Origin of the sequence: Aeromonas sp. WP2-W18-CRE-05, assembly GCF_014168615.1 — a bacterium.
Classification (GTDB): domain Bacteria; phylum Pseudomonadota; class Gammaproteobacteria; order Enterobacterales; family Aeromonadaceae; genus Aeromonas; species Aeromonas caviae.
The window spans coordinates 3,601,026-3,621,117 of record NZ_AP021917.1 but is presented as its reverse complement, the minus strand read 5'-3'; the positions used below and the strand labels follow the sequence as shown (position 1 = coordinate 3,621,117).

Genomic DNA, 20,092 nt, shown 5'->3' with positions numbered 1-20,092 from the left:
TTCTGTACATGAAAGGAAGCTATCTGGTCAGAGGGAGTCAAAATCTCAATCCCAAAGTACAGGCAGCTTACCGACAGGACGGCAGGGAAATGCCCAAGTTACTCGGAAAAAAGCTCAAGGATATCGATCGGAGAAGCTGCAGAGCCGAGGTTCTGGATCTGGATGTGAGTTCGGGAAAGTATAAATATCGACTCATAAGACGTTGGTTTGCAGAGGAAAAACGGTTCTGTATATGGATGACCAATCTTCCGCGTGAGCGATGGCCAGCCGAGAAGGTGATGGCATTGTATCGTTGCCGTTGGCAGATCGAACTGTTGTTCAAAGAGCTGAAATCACATAACCGGTTGAAGGCGTTCGCGACACGACAAAAAGCGATAGCGGAAGGCTTGATCTGGGCTAGTTTGCTGGCCTTGCTGGTCAAACGTCGGCTGGCGCTGACGCTGATTGGCAGCGCGGAGTTATCGATGCTGAAGATTGCCAAAAACAGCGCGCTTTGGTTAATGCCGATATTGGCGAGCATCATCCATGGTGCGTGGCAGGAAATAACAGAGAAGTTGGAGTGGGCAATGGTGTATTTATCCAAAAACGGCAAAAAGAGTAGGCAGAGAAAATCCAAGCAAAACAACACGTTAGACGGTATTATTAATTCGCTTGCCGCTTAAGGTTCTGTACATGGGGGGCGGTTATCCGGGGATGCAAACCGGGATCCTGTTTCTATGAAGTGGCTCAACAGAGTGAAATATATTCATTTTGCGATTCAATTCATGACGGGTATGGCAAATAAAGGTGATGATGATCCCGCTTTACCATGAAAGTGGAACCAGATAGCGCCATATTGTCGCGCATCAGGGTTACAGCCTGTGAATCCTCCGTTAATACTTTTGGCGACATTGCAGCTTATTCTCCCGGTTTTGCATAGCTATCTATTTATCGCTCTCTCGACGCCCTGTTCAGCGCCGCCAAAATATGCTGCGGTGAGCACACTGAAATAACATTCACCCTCTTTGCATGGCCACAGGTCATGACATAAATACGGGAGAAAGAGAGGGCGCTTTTTAGCCCCTGCAGCGGAGGCTGACATGGGCGGGTCACCGCGCCACCTATGCCATATCTTTTCAGCGGCGCGAACGCAGCCCGCCAACAAGGCTCATACGCAAGGGGAGGGGGCCTTCCCCTTGCCTGGCCCGACTTGCCGCCCCCCGATGCATATCACTCCTGTCATGACCTTTCCTGTGAGGGGGCCCCGGAGTCCGCCCTGCTTTGCCGCCCTGACGTATCCCGCACTCCTTGCGATGCAGCCGGCTCATCTTCCCCGCACACCCTTATTTGTGCTCTTTATCATCAACTGCCGTTATTGCGACCTGGGTCGGGGTTTGGGTGGATTATTAACTGTATGATTAATAATGAAATCAGGGACCCTGCCGACGAGCAGCACGGATCGGCACTCATCTGCCCGGGAGTGGCACATGCGATCGCATCGCGATCCCCGTCATCTGACTTCGGAGGTTTTATGCTTGGATTCATTCTGGGTGACATGTACAGCCGCACCAGCGGGTTTCGGCCACCCCCCCGCCTAGGCAAGCACTTCCCCCTCGCCCCCGACTATCAACTGCGCGGTCGCACCGGTGCCGCCATCCTGACCATGGAGACCCTGCTCGATACCCCCTATCCCCAGAAGAAGTTCAGGGCCCTGATCTATGGCGCCTTTATCGAGCGCCAGCGTCGCCTCTTTGCCGAGCAGGTGGTCATTGGCCGGATGGAGGAGGGCCAGGACCTGGCGATCGCCATCGATCTCGCCTTTATCAGCACGGCAGTGCCCATCGGTCTGCTCGCCATCTCGGAGGAGATCGCGCTGCTGACCACCCCCCGTCCCACCCAGAGCCATCCTCATCAGGCGGCCTTGAGCCAGGCGCTCGACTGCACCGCCATGCTGATGTTCTATGCCAAGGTCATTCGCCAGCGCAATGCAGTGCTTGAGCACATCGGCCACCAGTTCGGCTACAGACCGCAGGCCGGGTTGGTGGCCAGGGTGGGCCACGGCGGGGAAGATGACTATGCCGCCTTCATGGTCAATGTGATGACCTGCATCGCCCATTCGGGCTCCTTCAAAGAGGCGCTGGAGAATGGCGTCAGGATGGGCATGCACGAGCCCGCCTTCTTCTGTATCGTCGGCGCTCTGGCCTCGACCCTGTGGGGAGTCCCCAAACCCTGGGCCCATGAGATCTCTCGATTCATCCAGCGCCAGCATCCCCACTATCTCCAGATCCTGCTGCGGGGCGAAGCCAGGGTGGGCCGCAGACAGATCAACCTGGAGCCTCCCAAACCGCCGCTCTGTGCACCGGTCAAGCGCCAGGTAAACCGCTTCCTGAAGTGGGCCTTCTAGGGCCATGGGAGTGCTCTCGAGGTGCGGGCCCATGGCGCTATCCCATCGGCCCGCCCCTCCTGAGGGTCATCACGGGGCTGTAATCTCACTGACCCCTGATCCCCCGGCTACCTTGCCCATGAGAGGATGGCCAGAAAAGCCAACGGCTGCACGGGGGACAAGGGGTGGATAGAAGGTGATCCACCTCGCCTTTTGATGTGAACGTCTTTTGATGTTTGGCGCCATACGATACCATGCGCAGCGTGTGTTCCTGTTGGGGGAGGTGCCGCCCATCGCCCCGTGGCTGGCCGCTGGTCCGTCATGATCACGGGATGCACAATCCGGGGCCGCCACGGCAACCCCTTATCGCCATAGCCAACAGAACGGAGTATCAGGATGGCCATTGCCATTGAGCAGTCGGACAACACACTGAGGGTGAACAAGGATCGCTACGATCTGGGCCGCATCGTCGGCGTGCAGGTAAAAGCACTCGGCTGGATGGATAGGCTCAAGAAGAGCTTGTTGCTGGGAGTGGTCACCTCCAGTGTGCTCTTTTACTTCACCCCTTCCTACGAGCAGGCGGGCAACTGGCTCATCGTGCTCTTCCTGCCTCTGGTGGGTTTTCTGTCTGGCGCCCTGATGGGGCTGATCTCCAGCGCGAAATATGAGTTTTGCATCGAATTTTCCCACGCCGACGAGACGGGCGTGCAGTGGATCACCGCCGCCAGGAGTCGGCATGTCGCCGATTATGAGGCCTTCAAGGCGCAGGCGGCCAGGTTGAAAGAGCGGCTCGGGTAGGGAGCACAGAGTGACGGGTCTGCGTCATCTGGCGCCAGGCATAACAACAAGCCCGAACAGGTGCACCTGTTCGGGCTTGTTTCATTAGGGGCGGATGGCGCTCGGGGAGCGGCTCAGGCGGGATAGAGGGCGCCCAGTACCGCCGGGCGGCTAGCGCCGGTCACCGCAGGCAGGTTGCCCGGCTTTCGCTGGATAAAGCGCTGCGCCAGCCAGGCAAAGGCGGCCCCTTCCACCCAGTCCGGTGCAAGGCCGAGCTGGGCGGTGCTGGTCAGATGCCAGTCGGGCAGCAGGGCTGCCAGCTCCGCCAGCAGCGGGGCGTTGTGGGCGCCGCCGCCGCAGACAAACAGCTCGGGCCGGGTTGGCGCATCACGGTGGGTGGGCAACTGGCGGGCGATGCTGTGGCAGGTGAGGGATTGCAGGGTACGCTGCACATCAGCGGGGGCGTATGCGCAGCCGTCCAGCTCGCCGTCGAGCCAGTCGAGGGTGAACATCTCACGCCCCGTGCTCTTGGGGGCGGGGGCGGCGAAGTAGGGGTGAGCCAGCAACTGCTCCAGCAGCGCAGGAATAAGCTTGCCGCTGGCGGCCCACTGGCCACCGGCATCATAGCTGCCACCGTGGGGCTGGTGGCGGCGATACCAGCCGTCGAGCAGGGTGTTGGCGGGGCCGGTATCGAAGCCATATACCCCTGAACCAGCCCCCCCGTCGGTCTGGCCGGGCAGCACCGAAATATTGGCAATGCCGCCGAGGTTCAGCACGACCCGCAGGGCGCCGGGGCGGGCAAAGAGCGCCTGATGGAAGGCGGGCACCAGGGGCGCCCCCTGACCGCCGAGGGCCATGTCCATGGTGCGAAAATCGGCCACCACGTCGATGCCGGTCAGCGCCGCCAGCAAGGCCGCGTTGCCGATCTGCAGGGTAAAGCCGAGCTGGGGGCGGTGGCGTATGGTCTGGCCGTGACTGCCGATGGCGCGAATCTCCTTGGGAGTCAGCGCCGCCTTGGCGAGCAAAGCCTGGGTGGCGGCGGCAAATTCGCGGGCCACCAGGTTGTCGGCGACCCCCATGCGGTCGATTTCGTTCTCCCCCGGGGTGCAAAGCTCATGCAGGGTGCGAGCCGTATCGACAGGCCAGGGATGGCAGAGGGCCGCCTCGACCCGCAGTGCATCCCCCTCGATCTGCACCAGCACGGCGTCGATACCGTCCATGCTGGTACCGGACATCAAGCCTATATAGCGTTCCGTCATGACAACCCCCTTTCAATGATGCAGGGGAACGGTTCGATGCCGTGCCCCGCTCTGGTACCGGACATCAAGCCTATATAGCGTTCCGTCATGACAACCCCTTTCAATGATGCGGGGGAACCGTCCGATGCCGTGTTCCGCCTTGGTCGACAGCGCTCAGCTGTCGTCGCCGTTGCCCTTGTTTCTGGCCAGTTGCAGCTCGGGGCTGTCCAGCTTGGCCAGTTGGGGCATGGCCTGGGCCTTGAAGCTGGCCAGCGCCCGCCCGCTGAGAGATTCCGCCTGGGGCAGGTTGAGGGTGCGCGGGTTCTTGTGCACGCCGCCCACCACGAATTCATAGTGCAGGTGCGGGCCTGTGACCCGGCCGGTGCCACCGAGCAGGCCGATGGTCTGCCCCTGCTTCACTCGCTGCCCCTTGTTGACGGTGCGCTTGGAGAGGTGCAGGTACTTGGTCACGTAGTTGCCCGCGTGCTTGATGAAGACGTAGTTGCCGTTGAACTGGTTGTAGCCGGCGGCCACCACGCTGCCGCCGCCCGCCGCCATGATGGGGGTCCCCACCGGCGCCACGTAGTCGATACCGTTGTGGGGACGCACCTTGCCGGTGACCGGGTGAAGGCGGCGCGGATTGAAGTTGGAGCTGATGTATTTGAAGTTGACCGGTGCGCGCAGGAAGCTCTTGCGCATCGCCTTGCCGTCCGGGGTGTAGTAGTTGCCATCCGTGTTCAGCACGGCGCGGTAGATGGCCCCCTGGTTGACGAACTCGGCGGCCAGGATGTCGCCGGAGGCAACCCGCTCGTCATCCTGGTATTTGTCCTGGTAGACCACCCGGAAGCTGTCCCCCGGTTGCAGGTCCTGGGCAAAGTCGATGTCCCAGCCGAAGATGGCGGCGAGATCCATGATCTGGTCTTCCGTCATGCCCGCTTCGACGGCGGCGCCCCAGAAGCTGGAGCGGATCTCCCCCTGGGCCACCTGTTCGCGGGTGTCGAGCTCGATCTTCACCGGCCTGGCCACGAAGCCGTCATCCCGGCGGTTCACCTTGAGCGCCTGCTCCAGGCTGTGAGGGTAATAGAGGCTGTGCAGCTCGCCGCCCTTGGTGAGCTTGAAGGTGAGCTCCTGACCGGGTTTGAGCAGGCGCAGGGTATCCGTGCCCTCGAGCTGGTCGATGAGGTGCAGATCCGTGGTGCTGAGGCCCAGGCGCTGGAAGATGACCCCCATGTTGTCGCCGCTGCGCACCTTCACCTGTCTGGTGACATAGCGCGGTTTGGGCGGGGTGACGGGCTCGGCCCGTGCCAGCTGCGCCTCCTCGTCGACCTGCTGCTCGACGGCCAGTTCGTTGTCGTTGTCATCGACCCGGGTGGCGACTGCCTGTTCGCTCGGCCAGGCCGCCAGCATCATCACCATGATGCTCAGGATAAGCACCATCTTGCGGTGCCAGTGAGGGAGAGAGTTGAAGGCGTGCCAAAGGACCATGAGAAGCAGACAAAGTTGAACCCGGAAGAAGGTCGGAGTTTACCGCCTTTCCAATTGGCCCGCCATTCCAGTAATATGTCTGGCCCTGTGGAATCGTGATTGGAGAGTCAAAAAATGTCCCAGCTCGAGGTGGCGCTAGCCGAGATCAAGCGCGGAGCGGAAGAAATTCTGGTTGAAGAGGAACTGGTTGCCAAGTTGAAGGAAGGGCGCCCGCTGCGTATCAAGCTGGGGATGGACCCGACGGCCCCCGACATTCACCTGGGTCACACAGTGATCCTCAACAAGCTGAAAACCTTCCAGGATCTGGGCCATGAAGTGATCCTGCTGATCGGTGACTTCACTGCCATGGTGGGTGACCCCTCCGGCAAGAACGCCACCCGTCCGCCGCTCTCCGAAGAGGCGATCAAGCACAACGCCCTCACCTATGCCGAGCAGGCGTTCAAGATCCTCGATCCGGCCAAGACCCGCATCGAGTACAACTCCAGCTGGCTGAGCGAGCTGGGTGCGACCGGCATGATCAAGCTGGCGGCCAAGCAGACCGTGGCCCGCATGATGGAGCGCGACGACTTCAAGAAGCGCTACAGCAACGGCCAGTCCATCGCGATTCACGAATTCCTCTATCCGCTGCTGCAAGGCTATGACTCGGTCGCGCTGAAGGCGGACGTCGAGCTCGGCGGTACCGACCAGAAGTTCAACCTGCTGATGGGCCGCGAGCTGCAAAAAGATGCCGGCATGGCGACCCAGTGCGTGCTGATGATGCCGCTGCTGGTGGGTCTGGATGGCGTCAAGAAGATGTCCAAGTCCGCAGGCAACTACATCGGCGTCCATGACGCTCCGGGCGAGATGTTCGGCAAGATCATGTCCATCACCGACGATCTGATGTGGAACTACTACGAGCTGCTCTCCTTCCGTCCGCTGGCTGAAATCGAAGAGTTCAAGGCGGGCATTGCTGCCGGCACTCTCAACCCGCGCGACGTGAAGATCTGGCTGGCCAAAGAGATCATCGCTCGTTATCACGATGAAGCGGCGGCTGAAGCGGCCCACGAAGATTTCACCCAGCGCTTCTCCAAGAACGCCATTCCGGACGACATGCCGGAAGTCGAGCTGGCGCTGGAAGGGGAAGGGCTGGCCATTGCCAACCTGCTCAAAGACGCCGATCTGGTGGCCACCACCTCCGAAGCGCTGCGGATGATCAAGCAGGGCGCGGTCAAGGTTGATGGCGAGAAGCTGGAAGATGGCAAGGCACTCATCGGTGCCGGTACCGCCGTCTACCAGGTCGGCAAGCGCAAGTTTGCCCGGGTGACCGTGAAGTAAGTCGCCACCTGCGGCGCCGCCATAAGAAAGGCCTCCCTTGCGGAGGCCTTTTTGTTTTTTGGATGCAGCATGGCGTTCGATGCCATGCAAAGGAGAGGGGCGATCAGCGTTCTCCTACCTGGCGAGCGGCATGATTCCCGGGGCAGGTACGCAGGTATTGGTGGGGGGTCAGGCCGAACTCCTCCTTGAAGCGTGCGGCAAAGCGGCCGGGGGAGTCGTAGCCACAGGCGAGGGCGGTCTGAAGCGGCGTGAGCCCCTGTTGCAGCAGGGTGAGGGCGTGCCCCAGGCGTACCTGGGTCAGTACCTGGCGAAAGCTGCGCCCCTCGGCGGCCAGTTTGCGGACCAGGGAGGCGCGGCTCATGGCGAAGTGGGTCGCTACCGTCTCCAGCCGGTGATCGAGACCAGGCTCCACACTGAGGTAACGGGCCAGCCGCTCCCCCAGGGTCATGGTGGTGGCAGGAAAGAGCAGGCCAAGGCCCCCCGCTTCCCTGAGCTCGCCATAAAACCCTTGCAGCAGCTGGGTCTGGGCCGTCTCGCAGAGCTGCCGCTGCGCCATGGTGGTGACGAGATCGAAGCAGAAGGCGAGGGCCGACGTCACCCTGATGGCCGGTGGCTTGAGGAGATCGAGGGTGCTCTCTGCCAGCCACTCGGCCGGTGGCGGGGCCAGCAGGGTGAGCGCCTGGGAGCGAAACGTGCCCTGCTCCGGCTGGTTGACGAAGGTGAGCCGGTGACCCGCCGGGATCAGCAGCCAGCTCTCCTTGTCAAAGGAGAGGCGCTGCTCCCGCCACCACAGCTGCTTGCGGCCCTGCTGCACCCAGATGAGGGTCGGCGCGTAGATGAGCACCCGGCGCAGGGGCTGCTGGCGGATCCCGAAGTAGTGATTCAGTTGCAGCAGGGGCGTGCTCATCGGGCGGGCTCCTAGGGGGTGGTGAAGGTGGCGGTCAGGGTGGCCTTGCCAAGGGCCAGGCTGTTGAGCATGTAGCCTACCATGGCGGGCGGGGTGTTGGCCTTCACCTCCAGCGCCTTGGGCAGGGCCCAGACGGTGAACTGGTAGCGGTGCATGCCGTGACCGGCGGGCGGGCAGGGGCCGCCATAACCCTGGGTACCGTAGTCGGTGCCAAGCTCCAGCCCCTGCTTGATCTTGCCGGAGGCATTGCTCGGCAGCTCGCTCTGGCTGGCCGGCAGGTTCACCACCAGCCAGTGCCACCAGCCGCTGCCGGTGGGGGCGTCCGGGTCATAGGCGGTGATGGCGACGCTCTGGGTGCCGGCGGGCAGGCTCTGCCAGCTCAACTGGGGGGAGCGGTTCTCGCCGCTGCAACCAAAGCCGTTGAAGCTGAAGACCTTGTCCATGGGTTCACCCTCGCGGATGTCGGTACTCTTGAGGGTCATGGCGCCGGCGGGCAGAGCCGCGAGGCAGAACAGGGGCAGCAGCGGGATAATGGGGGATCTCATGATGGGCACTCCTTTGTGTGAATATGGCATTCACTCTAAGGGGGCTGGCTCAAAACAGAGTGCCCGTATGGCTCAAATTATGCCATGGAGACGGCTTTTGTGAGCTGTTCGGGGCTTTTGAGGGGTATAAAAAAAACCGGCATCCTGGGATGCCGGTTTTTGGGAGAGGCGAGGGGCCTTAGCGCAGGATCATCTCGTCACGGCCCGGGCCGACGGAGACCATGGGCACCGGCACGCCCAGCAGGGCTTCGATGCGCAGCACATAGTCCTGGGCAGCTTTGGGCAGCTCGGCGAAGGTGCGGCAGCCGCTGATGTCTTCGCTCCAGCTCTCCATCTTCTCGTAGACGGGGGTGAGGGCGGCGGTCTGCGGCCAGATCGGGTTCTCGGTGTGGGCACCTTCGTAGGCCACGCAGATCTTCAGATCCGGCAGACCGGTCAGGCAGTCCAGCTTGGTCAGGGCCACTTCGGTGGCAGCCTGCAGCTCGACGCCGTTCTTGGTGGCGACGGCATCGAAGTAACCCACGTCACGGGGACGGCCGGTGGTGGCGCCGAACTCGTTGGTGATCTTGCGGAACTCGTCCTGGTTCTCCATGGCGGTCAGCAGGGTGCCGGTACCGACGGAGGAGCTGAATGCCTTGGCCACGGCGATGACGCGCTCCGGGCGCAGGCCCGGCAGACCGCCACCGATGCCGGCGTAGGCGCCGGAAACGTGGGAGGAGGTGACCCAGGGGTATTCGCCGTAGATGAGATCACGGCCGGCACCCAGCTGGGCTTCGAACAGCAGGGTCTTGCCTTCGGCTTGCAGTGCCTTGAGGGGCATGCTGACGTTGCAGACGGCGTCCAGCCAGGGAGCGGACACTTCCAGCAGCCAGTCGGCCATCTCCTGGGCGGTCTGGGTGAATTCGAAGTCCGGATAGAGAGCCTTCATCTGCGGCAGTTTCCAGTCCAGCATGAACTGGATGCGCTCGACCAGCACGTCCGGCTGTTTCAGCCAGCCCACCAGGATCGCCTTTTTCATGACCCGATCACCGTAAGCCGGGGCGATGCCCTGACGGGTGGAGCCGTAGGCGCCGTCACCCAGGCGTTGCTCTTCCAGGGTGTCTTCCAGCGCGTGCAGCGGCAGGCAGAGGGTGGCACGGTCAGAGATGGCGAGCTTGGGAATGACGCCGGAGGCCTTGACCTCTTCCAGCTCGACGGTGAGCTTCTCGGGGCTGATCACCATGCCGGGGCCCAGCACGACCAGGCAATCCGGGTTGAAGACGCCGCTCGGCACCTGGTGCAGCTTGAAGGTGCCCAGATCGTTGACCACGGTGTGGCCGGCGTTGTTGCCGCCCTGGAAACGAATACTGGCGCCAGCCTGGCCTGCCAGATAATCGACGATGCGGCCTTTGCCTTCATCACCCCAGTTAGCACCTACGACTACGATAGACGACATGACTCTTTCTCCTAAGACGTTAGGCGTCCATCCTAGGAGCCCCGTGAGGATTAGAAAAATTAATTATCTTTATAATTCCGATAAGAAAGCCATATAATTCCGGTGCCATTATCGACACCGCGCTCCCTTGCGTGGTGCCCGTGCCCTGGCGGCGCTGGCCCTGCCATCGACCCGGGAGAAGAGGAACCCCATGCTGGACATTCACTGGCTGCACACCTTCGTCACCCTGGCCCGGTTGCAGCACTTCGGCCAGACGGCCACCGAACTGCACATGACGCAACCCAATGTGAGCCTGCACCTCAAGAACCTGGAGCAGGCGACCCGGGTCAAGCTGGTGGAGCGCAGCCCGTTTCGCCTGACCCAGGCGGGGGAGCGGCTGCTGCAAAGCGCCGAGCGCGCCATCAACGAGTTGCAGCTCTGCCAGTCCGATCTCAATGCCCTGAGCCAGTTGAGCCAGGGGACGCTCGCCATCGCCGCCAGCGACATCATCTCGCGCCTGCTGCTCATCCAGCCGTTCCAGCGCTTCAAGCAGGCCTTCCCCGGCATCGACCTCACCCTGTTCAACACCACCTCGGATCAGGCGGCGGATCTGGTGCGGGCGGGCAAGGCGGATCTGGGCTTCGTGATGGCACAAAAGCGCAGCGAGCCGCTCTTCTACACCGAGTTGCAGCAGGTGACCTGGTGTGCCCTGGGGCACGGCCTGGCCCGCTGGCAGGCGCGGGCCAGCTCGGGGGAGAGCGATCCTCTGGACGAGCCGACCCTGATCCTGCTGGGGCACGACACCCGGACCCGGGCATTGATCGATCCCTCCCTGCCCCTGCTCGGCCTGCCGAGCTGCCGCATCATGGAGGTGGGGAGCGTGGATGCCCAGCTCGACTGGGCCGAGGCGGGTTTTGGCGTCGCCATCGTGCCGGATTTCTCCCTGCACCCCAGGCTCAAGCTGACCGCCCCGGTGACCCGGCTCACCGATTTTCCCGGTACCAGCCTGGGGTACGTGGTGCGCCAGAACCAGGTGCTGTCGCGGGCCATCAAGCAACTGCTGCACTGGGTGGAGGAGGAGATCCAGAATCCGGCGCTGCTGCTGGCGCCGTGACAGGCCAGGCGCCCGTTCCCCATAACCAAGAGGCCACCCCTGGGGTGGCCTCTTGGTTGGTGTTCATTGCCCGGCGGGGGCTGTGGTCCCCACCGCGTGGCTGGTCGGGCTGGCCGGCATGGCCTGCGGTGATGGCGCCTCCAGCGGCGTTGCCGCCGAGGCGGGCGCCTCAGGCGGGGTCAGGGGATGGCCTGGCGCCAGGGTTGCGCTGCCCGGTGTGGGCGGCTCGGTCAGGGCCGGGGCCTGGTTGGTGGAGGCCGCCTCCGAACTGGTTGAGAGGGTCGCGGCGGCCGGCTGCTCCGGCAAGGTGTCGGACCCCTCCAGTGGCGCGGTGCCTTCCTGGGGGCCTGCCCCATCGGTCGGTGTGGCCGCGCTGCTCGCCGGGGGCAAGGTCGGCAGGGCGCCCGAGGTGGCCCCTGCCCCGGATGCCGTGAGGGTGTCCGCCGGGAGGGTGGGCACGGCATCCAGCATGCCGGGATGGAGCAGGGCGATGCTGCCCGCCTGCATGCCTTCCCAGGTGAGGGTGGTCAGTGCCGGATGCAGCCGGGTGAACTGCTTGAGCCGCTCGTTCAGCACGTCCCGCAGGGTGCGCACCTCGCTCTCGGGCAGGCTTGCCAGCGCCACCAGTTCGGCGGTGACGGCGAAGGTGTTGACACCGCTTGTCTGCCCCGGATAGAGGTTGGCGCCGATGCGGCTGCGATCATAGTAGGGGTGCTGCTTGAGCAGCTTGTCCACCTGTTCCCCCTCGATGGGAATGAGGCGGGCCTGACAGCGGCCGGTGAGATCGCCGATGGCCTGATTGGGGTGACCGGCGACCACGAAGGCGGCATCCAGGGTGCCGTCACAGAGCCCCTCCAGCCGGTTGCCCGGGGAGATCACAGGCGGTCGGCTGAAGTCGGCGACCCGCCACCCCATGGCATCGAGCAGGGCCCGGCTGGTGACCCTGTCCCCGGAGTTGGGGGCGCCGACATCGACCCGCTTGCCCTTGATGTCGGCCAGGGTGGTGATGTTGCTGGTGGCGCTGGCAATCAGGGTCAGGGACTCCTTGTGGAGCCGCAACAGGCTGCGCAGCTGATCGTCCGGGGCCTGGCCCGCGAAGGGGCCGGTGCCGTGCACCGCATGGTAGAGCACATCCGACTGCATCAGGGCGAGCTGTACCTCCCCCTTGGCGAGGGCCGCCAGATTGGCGATGGAGCCCGAGGTACTCTGCACCGTGCAGTGCAGGCCGTGGCGGGCACTCTCCTCGTTGAGCAGGCGGCAGATGGCCCCCCCTGTCGGGTAGTAGACACCGTTGAGGGCTCCCGTGCCGATGGTGACATAGGCGGGGGAGGCGAAGAGGGAGGGCGCCAGCATGGCCGCGAGCCAGGGCAGGGCGGTACGTGACAGACGCAACAGGGCAGAGAAGGCGAATGGGCGCATAGTGGACCGAAACCGTGGCTGAACATGAGGAGGAGGCGGGCTCATCCGGTGATGAGCCTCATCTTATCCGTATCAGACGGGAAGCTGAACGGATTTTACCGCTTTTGCGCGCACCGGGCGGCCTGGGGCCGCCGCCCGGGACGGTTCGCTAGCGGGTCTGGAGAATGGCTTTCTCCATGCGGGCCAGGGCCTCGGTGAGACGGGCCCGGGTGCAACCAAAGTTGAGTCGCACGAACTGGCCGTTGCCGAACTGGGCTCCGGGGGAGAGACCCACGCCCGCCTGTTCGAAGAAGGCGACGGGATCGTCCAGGCCCAGGGCGCTCATGTCGATCCAGGCGAGGTAGGTGGCCTGGTTGCGGGCCAGCTTGACGCCGGGCCAGCGGGCCACGGCCTGCTCGATCAGGGCCAGGTTGCCGGTCAGGTAGTCGAGCTGTTCATTCAGCCACTGCTCGCCCCCCTCATAGGCCGCCTCGGCCGCCACGAACCCCAGCAGATTGACGTCGGCGCTGATGCCGCGCATCGCCTGTTGCAGCTTGAGCCGCAGGCGGGCATTGGGGATCACGGCGAAGGAGCAGCACAGGCCCGCGATGTTGAAGGTCTTGCTCGGCGCCATCATGACGGCGGAGCGCTCGGCCGCCTCCGGGCTCAGGGCACCATAGGGGATGTGGCGGGCATCTTTGTCCAGCAGCAGATCGCAGTGGATTTCGTCGGAGCAGATCACCAGGTTGTGGCGCTCGGCGATGGCGTCGATGGCCAGCAGCTCTTCCCGGGTGAAGACGGTGCCACCCGGGTTGTGGGGGTTGCACAGCAGCAGCAGATCCGCCGAGGGGGCCTGACGCTCAAGCTCTTCGAGATCCAGCACCCAGCGGCCTTCTTCCTCCACCACGGGGACGGTGAGCAGGGGGCGGTCATTGAAGCCCGGCGCCTGCAGGAAGGGGTAGTAGACCGGCTTGGGGGTGATGATGCCGCGCCCGTGTTGGCTCCAGGCCTTGCAGGCGAGATTGAGGCCCGGCACCACCCCGGGCAGGAAGACGAGCCATTCGGGCTGGATGGTCCAGCCATAGCGGCTGGCCAGACGCGATACGATCAGTTCGATGAGCCGGGGAGAGGGGCGCGAATAGCCGAAGATGCCGTGGGCGACCCGTTTGGTAAGGGCCTCCAGTACGGCGGGGGGAGAGACGAAGTCGGTGTCTGCGACCCACATGGGCAGGACATCCTGACCCTTGTATTTGTCCCATTTCAGGCTCATGGTACCGCTGCGATCTATTTCCCGGTCAAAATCAAACATGTTAAATCCTTGTACTGGCGCTGGATGGGCTTCCAATGTACGGACTTGGACGCCCCCCCGCAACCCTTGAGGTGGCTGTTGATAATGACATAAAATAGCCGCCGCCATACGCCAAGCCCGCCCGCATCTGGCTCCTTTTTTTCTTCCATATCAATGGTATCTCTATGAGTTTGCTGTCTGTTGCCCGCAAGAGGCCGGATCCCGTCTCTCTCTCGTTTCTCGCCGTGACCTTCATGACCGGGGTGGCGGTGGCGCTGCAGGTGCCGACCTTGAGCCTGTTTCTGGCCGAGGAGGTGCAGGTGCGCCCCTTCCTGGTGGGGCTCTTCTACACGGTGAACGCGGTGATCGGCATCCTCATCAGCCAGTGGCTCGGCCACCGCTCCGACAACAAGGGGGATCGCAAGCAGCTGATCCTGCGCTGCTGCTTCGCCGGCATCGTGCTCTCCCTGCTGTTTGCCTGGAACCGGCAGTACTGGTTGCTGGTGAGCCTGGGGGTGCTGCTGGCGAGCCTGACCGCCACCGCCAGCCCGCAGCTGTTCGCCCTAGCGCGGGAATACGCCGACAGCCGCAACAAACAGGCCGACATGTTCAGCTCGGTGCTGCGGGCCCAGTTCTCCCTGGCCTGGGTGATAGGGCCGCCCATCGCCTTCGCGCTCGCCATCGGCTACGGCTTTGAGGTGATGTATCTGGCCTCGGCGCTGGCCTATGTCATCTGCGCCTTCGTGGTGTGGCGCTGGCTTCCCTCCCTGCCGCTGCCGGTGATGGACAGCGAGGTGGAGCGGGTGAGCAGCTGGCGGGATCCGTCGGTGCGGGCGCTCTTCATCGCCTCCACCCTGATGTGGACCTGCAACAGCATGTACCTCATCAACATGCCCCTCTACATCACCCGCGAGCTGGGGCTGGAGGAGAAGCTGGCCGGTTTGCTGATGGGCACGGCGGCGGCCCTGGAGATCCCCTTCATGCTGCTGGCGGGCTACTACACCCGGCGCTTCGGCAAGCGGCCCATGATGCTGCTGGCGGTGCTGGCCGGGGTCGGTTTCTATGGCGGTCTCGTGACCCTGTCGAGCCAGCATGCCCTCATTGCGCTGCAACTGCTCAATGCCATCTTCATCGGCATCGTGGCCGGCATCGGCATGTCCTATTTCCAGGACTTGATGCCGGGGCGCACCGGGGTGGCGACCACGCTCTTTTCCAACAGCATCCGCACCGGCTCCATCATGGCGGGGGCCATCGCGGGGACGGTGGCGGAGCTCTGGAGCTTCCACGGGGTCTTCATGGTGGCGGCGGCCCTGGCGCTGATGGCGCTGGCCGCCTGCTGGCGGGTCCCCAACGTATAGGGGATGCAAAGGGGAGCCGATGCCCGGATGTGCCGGCACCAGTGCCCCGGTCGTGCGGGGAAGAAGCGGCCTTACCTGGGGTTGTCTCCCTGGTATTCGATGCGCAGGCAGCGCAGCAACAGCTCGGCCGCCGGCCCCAGCGCCTCCACCGAGGGGGTGAGCAGGTAGGTGTAGAGATAGCGTTCGTTGCCGCCGGTGAGATCGAGCTGCACCAGCGAGCCCTCGGCGAGCTCCTCCTGCACCAGGTGGCGGGGCACCCAGGCGTAACCCATGCCAAGACGCACCATGTTGAGCACCTCATGATAGTGGGTCGCCTTCCAGCCGGTGTCGTCCGCATCGTTCCAGTCCACCGAGCGGTGGATGGGGGGATGCAGGCTTATCTGGTTGTGGCTGGCCAGCACCTCGGCAGTGATGGGCTCTCCCTGCTCCGCAAGGGGGTGGCCCGCTGCGCACAGAGGAAGCAGACAGACTTCGTCCAGCGGCAGGCCGGTGCGATCCTGGGGCAGGTGCTCGGAGAGCATCAGATCTCCTGCCTGCAGCGCATTGAAGTGGCAGTGGATCCGCTCATGCAGGTTGATGCGGCAACCGCGGCTGCGGGGATAGAAGTGGGCCAGCGCCCGGTAGAGGCGCTCCCGCGGCTGGACCACGGACACATAGAGGTTGATCTGCGGCTCCCACTGCCGCTCCAGGTTGTTGGCCAGGTTCTCCAGCTCTTCCACCTGCTGGCTGAGCTGGCGCGCCCGCTTGAGGAAGATCTCCCCCGCCGGCGTCAGCACCGCCTTGCGCCCCCGCACCTCCAGCAGGGCCACCCCCAGACTCTGTTGCAGCTTGGCAACCGCATGATTGAGGGAGGATTGGCTCTTGTTCAGCGCCTCGGCAGCCTGGGCATAACCGCCGCAGTCCACCACCGCCTGAAAGACCCGCCATTGCTCAAACGTGCTCTTGGGACGAAACATAGTGCAACCTGTCTGGGGCCGATGGGATTCAACAGGGCGCGCCTTGGCACCCCCTCTTCACTGTAATCCCATCCGGTTGATTTGTTGATTTATTTGGGCTGGGCCACGAAGGTCTTGCCGCTCTGGCCCTGACTGTCACGCCCCATCAGGTAGAGATAGAGGGGCATCAGATCGGCCGGGGTCTTGAGGGTTTGCGGATCTTCCGCCGGGAAGGCGCTGGCCCGCATCCTGGTGCGGGTGCCGCCCGGGTTCAGGGTGTTGACCCGCACCCTGGTGTTCTCCAGCTCGTCCGCCAGCACCTCCATCATGCCTTCGACGGCGAACTTGGAAATGGCATAGGTGCCCCAGTAGGCGCGCCCTTTGCGGCCCACGCTGGAGGAGGTGTAGACGATGGACGCCTCGCCGTGCTCCTTGGCGGTCTGGCGAATGAGGGGCAGCAGCGCCTGGGTCAGCAGGAATTCGGATTTGACGTTGACCTGCATCACCTCGTCCCACTCCTGCTCCTGAATGTGTTCGAACGGCGACAGGGTACCGAGCAGCCCGGCGTTGAACAGCACGCCGTCGAGGCGGCCGAACTGCTGGGCGAAGGTCTCCGCCATGCCGCGGTAGTGGGCGGCAGTAGCCCCTTTCAAGTCCACCGGCACGATGGCGGGCAGGGGGTGACCGGCCGCTTCAATCTGGTCGTAGACCGCCTCCAGCTTGGCACTGGTACGCCCGAGCAGGATCACGGTGGCGCCGTGGGCCGCATAGGTGAGGGCCGCTTCGCGGCCGATGCCGTCACCGGCACCCGTCACCAGAATGACCTTGTCCTTGAGCAGATCACGGGGGGCCTGATAGTCGAGCATGTGGACTCCTGTTAACAATGCCTGGCGGCTTGGCGCAACGAATCGAGTGGGCAAGTGTACTGACCCGGCCCGGCAGTTGACCAGTATGAGACGGCAAAAATGTGAATAAAACAGGGCGATAGCGTCGATCCCTCCGTCCTTGGCACGGGAGATGGCAGAGTTTTTGCGCGAGGGGGGCAAACTCCTTACTATGTGAAAAAACCGAACATAGCGCGGAGCATCAAGTGGCATTTTTGACCGAGTACGGCCTGTTTCTGGCCAAGACCCTCACCTTCCTGCTGGCCATCGGCGCCGTCATCCTGATGGTGGCGAGCAGCCGCCAGCCCAAATCCCGCAAGGGGGAGCTGGTGGTGACCGATCTCTCCGGCGAGCTGGAGCAGGGGCGCCATCAACTGCAGGCAGCCCTGGCGGGCAAGGCCGAGCGCAAGCAGATGGAGAAGACCCGCAAGGCCGAGCACAAGGCCAAAGCCAAGGGGGAGGATGAGCGCAGCCGGCTGTTCGTCATCGACTTCAACGGCAGCATGGATGCCAAGGAAGTGGCCTCCCTGCGGGAAGAGGTGAGTGCCGTGATAGGCGTGGCCCGCCCCGGGGACGAGGTGCTGCTGCGCCTCGAATCCGGCGGTGGCGTGGTGCATGGCTACGGCCTGGCCGCCTCCCAGTTGCAGCGGCTGCGGGACAAGGACATCACGCTGACCGTGGCCATCGACAAGGTGGCGGCGAGCGGTGGCTACATGATGGCCTGCGTCGCGGACAAGATCCTGGCGGCGCCGTTCGCCATCGTCGGATCCATTGGTGTCATTGCCCAGATGCCGAACTTCAACAAGCTGCTCAAGAAGCACGACATCGAATTCGAGATGCACACCGCAGGCCAGTACAAGCGCACCATCACCATGTTCGGCGAGAACGACGATCAGGGGCGGGAGAAGTTTCGCGAGGAGCTGGGGGCCATCCACGAACAGTTCAAGGACTTCGTGGCCGAGCACAGACCCGGTCTCGACATCGACAAGGTGACCACCGGCGAGCATTGGCTGGCGAGCCAGGCCAAGCAGCTCGGACTGGTGGATGCGCTTTGCACCAGCGATGACTACCTGCTGGCCCAGGCCAGCCATCACAAGGTGGTCGGCATCCGCTACAGCAAACCCAGGAGCCTGACCCAGAAGCTTGGCAAGCAGGCGGCACTGGGGCTGGAGGGGGCCCTCGGCCGCCTGTGGCAGCAGAGCCCCTGGCGCTGAGAACCTGTTTCGAGCTTACTGCGAGGTCGTGATCAAGGCTCATGTGCTGCTCGGAATCCTCATGTGTATCTACACACTCCGGTTCCTGCGCAGCTCTTCACCTTGCTGACGATCTCTCGCTACAGCTCGTGAACAGGTTTTATAGCTCAGTGCAAAGGACTAAAAAGAGAGCCGGGCATTGCCCGGCTCTCTTTTTTTATTGCGTCGGCTCTGCAGGCCGATGGCGCACCTCAGCGTTGGAAGGGATAGACGGAACCCAGTTTCAGGATCTGGGTCAGCTCGTCCAGGGCGGTGCGGGTCTCCAGCACCAGGGACGGGTCGCGCAGATCGTCCAGCGCCATGCTGTCGCGATAGTGCTTCTCGACCCACTGATCCAGGCGGGCAAACTGGCTGTCGGTGATGAGGCAGGCCGGGTTGACCGCGGCGAGCTCGGTGTCGTTCATGGCGACCCGCAGGCGCAGACAGGCGGGGCCGCCGCCGTTTCTCATGCTCTGCTTCACGTCCATGTAGTGGACGTCCTTGATGGGGGTGCCCTGGGTCACCAGCCTGGCCAGATAGGCGGACACCGCCGGGTTGTCGCGGCATTCGGTGGGGGCGATGATCGCCATCTCGCCGGATGGCAGGGTGAGGATCTGGGTGTTGAACAGGTAGGATTTCACCGCATCCTGCACCGACACTTCGCTGGTCGGCACTTCGATGAAGTGCAGTTCCCCGTCGCCGAACTTGGTACGCACCTCGGCCAGCGCAGCCTCGGTATGGAGGAACGCCTGCTGGTGGAAGAAGAGCACGTTCTGGTTGCCCACCGCGATGACGTCGTTGTGGAACACCCCCTGATCGATCACGTCCGGGTTCTGCTGGATAAAGACGGCGCTCTCATCCCCAAGGCCATGCAGGCGGGCGATGGCCTGGCTCGCCTCCAGGGTCTGGCGGGCCGGATAGCGTTTGGGGGCGGGCTGGGAGACGTCGAAGGCGCTGCGGCCATAGACGAACAGCTCGACCCCCGCTTCGCCATAGGCGCGGCACAGCCGGGTGTGGTTGGCGGCGCCTTCGTCACCGAAGTGGTCGTTCTCCGGCAGATGCTGGTGGTGATAGAAGTGGCGATCGTTGTTGAACACGGCCCGCAGGATGCGCCCGGTCACCTCGGGCTCCAGGGAGCGGTGGAACTTGTTGGTCAGGTTGGCGGGGGTGAAGTGGATGCGGCCATCCTGGGTGTCGGCGCTCGGGGAGACGGTGGCGGCGTTGGCAGTCCACATGCTGGAGGCAGAGTAGCAGGCGGCCAGCACGGCGGGGGCCTGTCTGGCGGCCTGGGCCAGGACGCTGGCGTCGTTGCCGGTGAAGCCCAGGCGGCGCAGGGTCGCGAGATCCGGTCTCTCCTGAGGAGCCAGCACGCCCTGCACCATGCCGAGGTCGGTCAGCGCCTTCATCTTGCGCAGCCCCTGCTTGGCCGCTTCCTTGGGGTTGGAGGCCTCTTTGGCGTTGCTCTGGGAGGCGACGTTGCCATAGGAGAGGCCGGCATAGTTGTGGGTGGGGCCGACCAGGCCGTCGAAGTTGACCTCGAAGTGCTTCATGATCACATCCTTTCGATTTTTATATGGGGAGCGGTTCCTTCCGCGCACAAAGCTGCGGTGTGCGGCCATTATAAAGAGATTTCATCCTTTGTAACAAGCTGATAACCAGAATGGGTTTTTATGTCACAAGGGTGGCTGGATATGTCATTTCCAATCTAAAAAAGGGGGGGATATAGCATAAAAACAAAAAAGCGGTTGCTTCCCGCGCCCCGGCTTCGCATTAATAAATAAAGAAGCAGGGCGGTTCGGGCTGTCGGGCAAATTGACCCGCAAGATTGCTTTTTCCCGTCA

16 protein-coding genes and 1 pseudogene are annotated in these 20,092 nt (G+C 63.3%); 7 read left to right on the top strand and 10 right to left on the bottom strand.

The features are described 5' to 3' along the window. Positions 1–14: 14 nt before the first annotated feature. The 3 genes and pseudogenes from H7R73_RS16790 to H7R73_RS16780 all read left to right on the top strand — a co-directional run. Positions 15–662, top strand: a pseudogene (locus H7R73_RS16790) (IS4-like element ISApu2 family transposase); the annotation flags it as partial. 848 nt (positions 663–1,510) lie between these two features. Further along, positions 1,511–2,383 carry a hypothetical protein gene (locus H7R73_RS16785; protein ID WP_103259738.1) on the top strand — a complete coding sequence of 291 codons (873 nt, stop codon included), beginning with the start codon at positions 1,511–1,513 and terminating at the stop codon, positions 2,381–2,383. A 375-nt stretch (positions 2,384–2,758) separates the two neighbouring features. Then, complete coding sequence (locus H7R73_RS16780) at positions 2,759–3,160, top strand: hypothetical protein (protein WP_223920217.1); 402 nt, start codon at positions 2,759–2,761, stop codon at positions 3,158–3,160. 113 nt (positions 3,161–3,273) lie between these two features. On the opposite strand, the gene H7R73_RS16775 is transcribed toward H7R73_RS16780, so the two are convergent. Both H7R73_RS16775 and H7R73_RS16770 read right to left on the bottom strand, forming a co-directional pair. Next, on the bottom strand, positions 3,274–4,398 hold the full coding sequence (locus tag H7R73_RS16775) for an anhydro-N-acetylmuramic acid kinase (protein WP_103259739.1): 1,125 nt from the start codon (positions 4,396–4,398) through the stop codon (positions 3,274–3,276). 153 nt (positions 4,399–4,551) lie between these two features. Further along, the gene (locus H7R73_RS16770) at positions 4,552–5,862 is read right to left on the bottom strand and encodes a peptidoglycan DD-metalloendopeptidase family protein (RefSeq protein ID WP_041212599.1); all 1,311 of its coding nucleotides are present in this window, start codon (positions 5,860–5,862) and stop codon (positions 4,552–4,554) included. Positions 5,863–5,976: 114 nt separating this feature from the next. Here H7R73_RS16770 and tyrS point away from each other — a divergent pair, with 114 nt between their 5' ends. Then, complete coding sequence (gene tyrS, locus H7R73_RS16765) at positions 5,977–7,176, top strand: tyrosine--tRNA ligase (RefSeq protein ID WP_103259741.1); 1,200 nt, start codon at positions 5,977–5,979, stop codon at positions 7,174–7,176. A gap of 103 nt (positions 7,177–7,279) precedes the next feature. Here the strand turns inward: tyrS and H7R73_RS16760 are convergent, their stop codons facing one another. From H7R73_RS16760 to H7R73_RS16750, 3 genes are all read right to left on the bottom strand, one after another. Continuing rightward, positions 7,280–8,083, bottom strand: coding sequence for a helix-turn-helix transcriptional regulator (locus H7R73_RS16760; RefSeq protein WP_103259742.1), 804 nt, complete (start codon positions 8,081–8,083; stop codon positions 7,280–7,282). 11 nt (positions 8,084–8,094) lie between these two features. Next, a complete protein-coding gene (locus H7R73_RS16755; protein ID WP_049637270.1) occupies positions 8,095–8,628 on the bottom strand; it encodes a YbhB/YbcL family Raf kinase inhibitor-like protein in 534 nt (177 codons plus the stop codon). Positions 8,629–8,806: 178 nt separating this feature from the next. Further along, positions 8,807–10,063: an adenylosuccinate synthetase gene (locus tag H7R73_RS16750; protein ID WP_010673886.1), complete on the bottom strand. Its 1,257-nt coding sequence runs from the start codon at positions 10,061–10,063 to the stop codon at positions 8,807–8,809. A gap of 190 nt (positions 10,064–10,253) precedes the next feature. On the opposite strand from H7R73_RS16750, the gene H7R73_RS16745 reads away from it, so the two are divergent. After that, positions 10,254–11,156, top strand: coding sequence for a LysR family transcriptional regulator (locus H7R73_RS16745; protein ID WP_041212603.1), 903 nt, complete (start codon positions 10,254–10,256; stop codon positions 11,154–11,156). A gap of 63 nt (positions 11,157–11,219) precedes the next feature. Here H7R73_RS16745 and H7R73_RS16740 read toward each other — a convergent pair whose 3' ends face one another. Beyond that, a complete protein-coding gene (locus H7R73_RS16740; protein ID WP_103259743.1) occupies positions 11,220–12,575 on the bottom strand; it encodes a TAXI family TRAP transporter solute-binding subunit in 1,356 nt (451 codons plus the stop codon). Between the two features lie 148 nt (positions 12,576–12,723). After that, complete coding sequence (locus H7R73_RS16735; protein WP_041212604.1) at positions 12,724–13,863, bottom strand: MalY/PatB family protein; 1,140 nt, start codon at positions 13,861–13,863, stop codon at positions 12,724–12,726. A gap of 164 nt (positions 13,864–14,027) precedes the next feature. On the opposite strand from H7R73_RS16735, the gene H7R73_RS16730 reads away from it, so the two are divergent. Continuing rightward, positions 14,028–15,200: an MFS transporter gene (locus H7R73_RS16730; protein WP_103259744.1), complete on the top strand. Its 1,173-nt coding sequence runs from the start codon at positions 14,028–14,030 to the stop codon at positions 15,198–15,200. A 71-nt stretch (positions 15,201–15,271) separates the two neighbouring features. Here the strand turns inward: H7R73_RS16730 and H7R73_RS16725 are convergent, their stop codons facing one another. Together H7R73_RS16725 and H7R73_RS16720 are read right to left on the bottom strand one after the other, a co-directional pair. After that, positions 15,272–16,156: a LysR family transcriptional regulator gene (locus tag H7R73_RS16725; RefSeq protein WP_103259745.1), complete on the bottom strand. Its 885-nt coding sequence runs from the start codon at positions 16,154–16,156 to the stop codon at positions 15,272–15,274. Positions 16,157–16,245: 89 nt separating this feature from the next. Beyond that, positions 16,246–17,001, bottom strand: coding sequence for a YciK family oxidoreductase (locus tag H7R73_RS16720; RefSeq protein WP_039040520.1), 756 nt, complete (start codon positions 16,999–17,001; stop codon positions 16,246–16,248). Between the two features lie 224 nt (positions 17,002–17,225). Here H7R73_RS16720 and sohB point away from each other — a divergent pair, with 224 nt between their 5' ends. After that, positions 17,226–18,233 carry a protease SohB gene (sohB, locus tag H7R73_RS16715; RefSeq protein ID WP_103259746.1) on the top strand — a complete coding sequence of 336 codons (1,008 nt, stop codon included), beginning with the start codon at positions 17,226–17,228 and terminating at the stop codon, positions 18,231–18,233. Between the two features lie 230 nt (positions 18,234–18,463). Here the strand turns inward: sohB and astB are convergent, their stop codons facing one another. Beyond that, the gene (gene astB, locus H7R73_RS16710; RefSeq protein WP_103259747.1) at positions 18,464–19,801 is read right to left on the bottom strand and encodes an N-succinylarginine dihydrolase; all 1,338 of its coding nucleotides are present in this window, start codon (positions 19,799–19,801) and stop codon (positions 18,464–18,466) included. Positions 19,802–20,092: the final 291 nt, after the last annotated feature.

Coding starts and splice junctions, on each gene's coding strand:
- H7R73_RS16785 (WP_103259738.1), top strand. CDS start 1,511: ATGCTTGGATTCATTCTGGGTGACATGTACAGCCGCACCAGCGGGTTT.
- H7R73_RS16780 (WP_223920217.1), top strand. CDS start 2,759: ATGGCCATTGCCATTGAGCAGTCGGACAACACACTGAGGGTGAACAAG.
- H7R73_RS16775 (WP_103259739.1), bottom strand. CDS start 4,398: ATGACGGAACGCTATATAGGCTTGATGTCCGGTACCAGCATGGACGGT.
- H7R73_RS16770 (WP_041212599.1), bottom strand. CDS start 5,862: ATGGTCCTTTGGCACGCCTTCAACTCTCTCCCTCACTGGCACCGCAAG.
- tyrS (WP_103259741.1), top strand. CDS start 5,977: ATGTCCCAGCTCGAGGTGGCGCTAGCCGAGATCAAGCGCGGAGCGGAA.
- H7R73_RS16760 (WP_103259742.1), bottom strand. CDS start 8,083: ATGAGCACGCCCCTGCTGCAACTGAATCACTACTTCGGGATCCGCCAG.
- H7R73_RS16755 (WP_049637270.1), bottom strand. CDS start 8,628: ATGAGATCCCCCATTATCCCGCTGCTGCCCCTGTTCTGCCTCGCGGCT.
- H7R73_RS16750 (WP_010673886.1), bottom strand. CDS start 10,063: ATGTCGTCTATCGTAGTCGTAGGTGCTAACTGGGGTGATGAAGGCAAA.
- H7R73_RS16745 (WP_041212603.1), top strand. CDS start 10,254: ATGCTGGACATTCACTGGCTGCACACCTTCGTCACCCTGGCCCGGTTG.
- H7R73_RS16740 (WP_103259743.1), bottom strand. CDS start 12,575: ATGCGCCCATTCGCCTTCTCTGCCCTGTTGCGTCTGTCACGTACCGCC.
- H7R73_RS16735 (WP_041212604.1), bottom strand. CDS start 13,863: ATGTTTGATTTTGACCGGGAAATAGATCGCAGCGGTACCATGAGCCTG.
- H7R73_RS16730 (WP_103259744.1), top strand. CDS start 14,028: ATGAGTTTGCTGTCTGTTGCCCGCAAGAGGCCGGATCCCGTCTCTCTC.
- H7R73_RS16725 (WP_103259745.1), bottom strand. CDS start 16,156: ATGTTTCGTCCCAAGAGCACGTTTGAGCAATGGCGGGTCTTTCAGGCG.
- H7R73_RS16720 (WP_039040520.1), bottom strand. CDS start 17,001: ATGCTCGACTATCAGGCCCCCCGTGATCTGCTCAAGGACAAGGTCATT.
- astB (WP_103259747.1), bottom strand. CDS start 19,801: ATGAAGCACTTCGAGGTCAACTTCGACGGCCTGGTCGGCCCCACCCAC.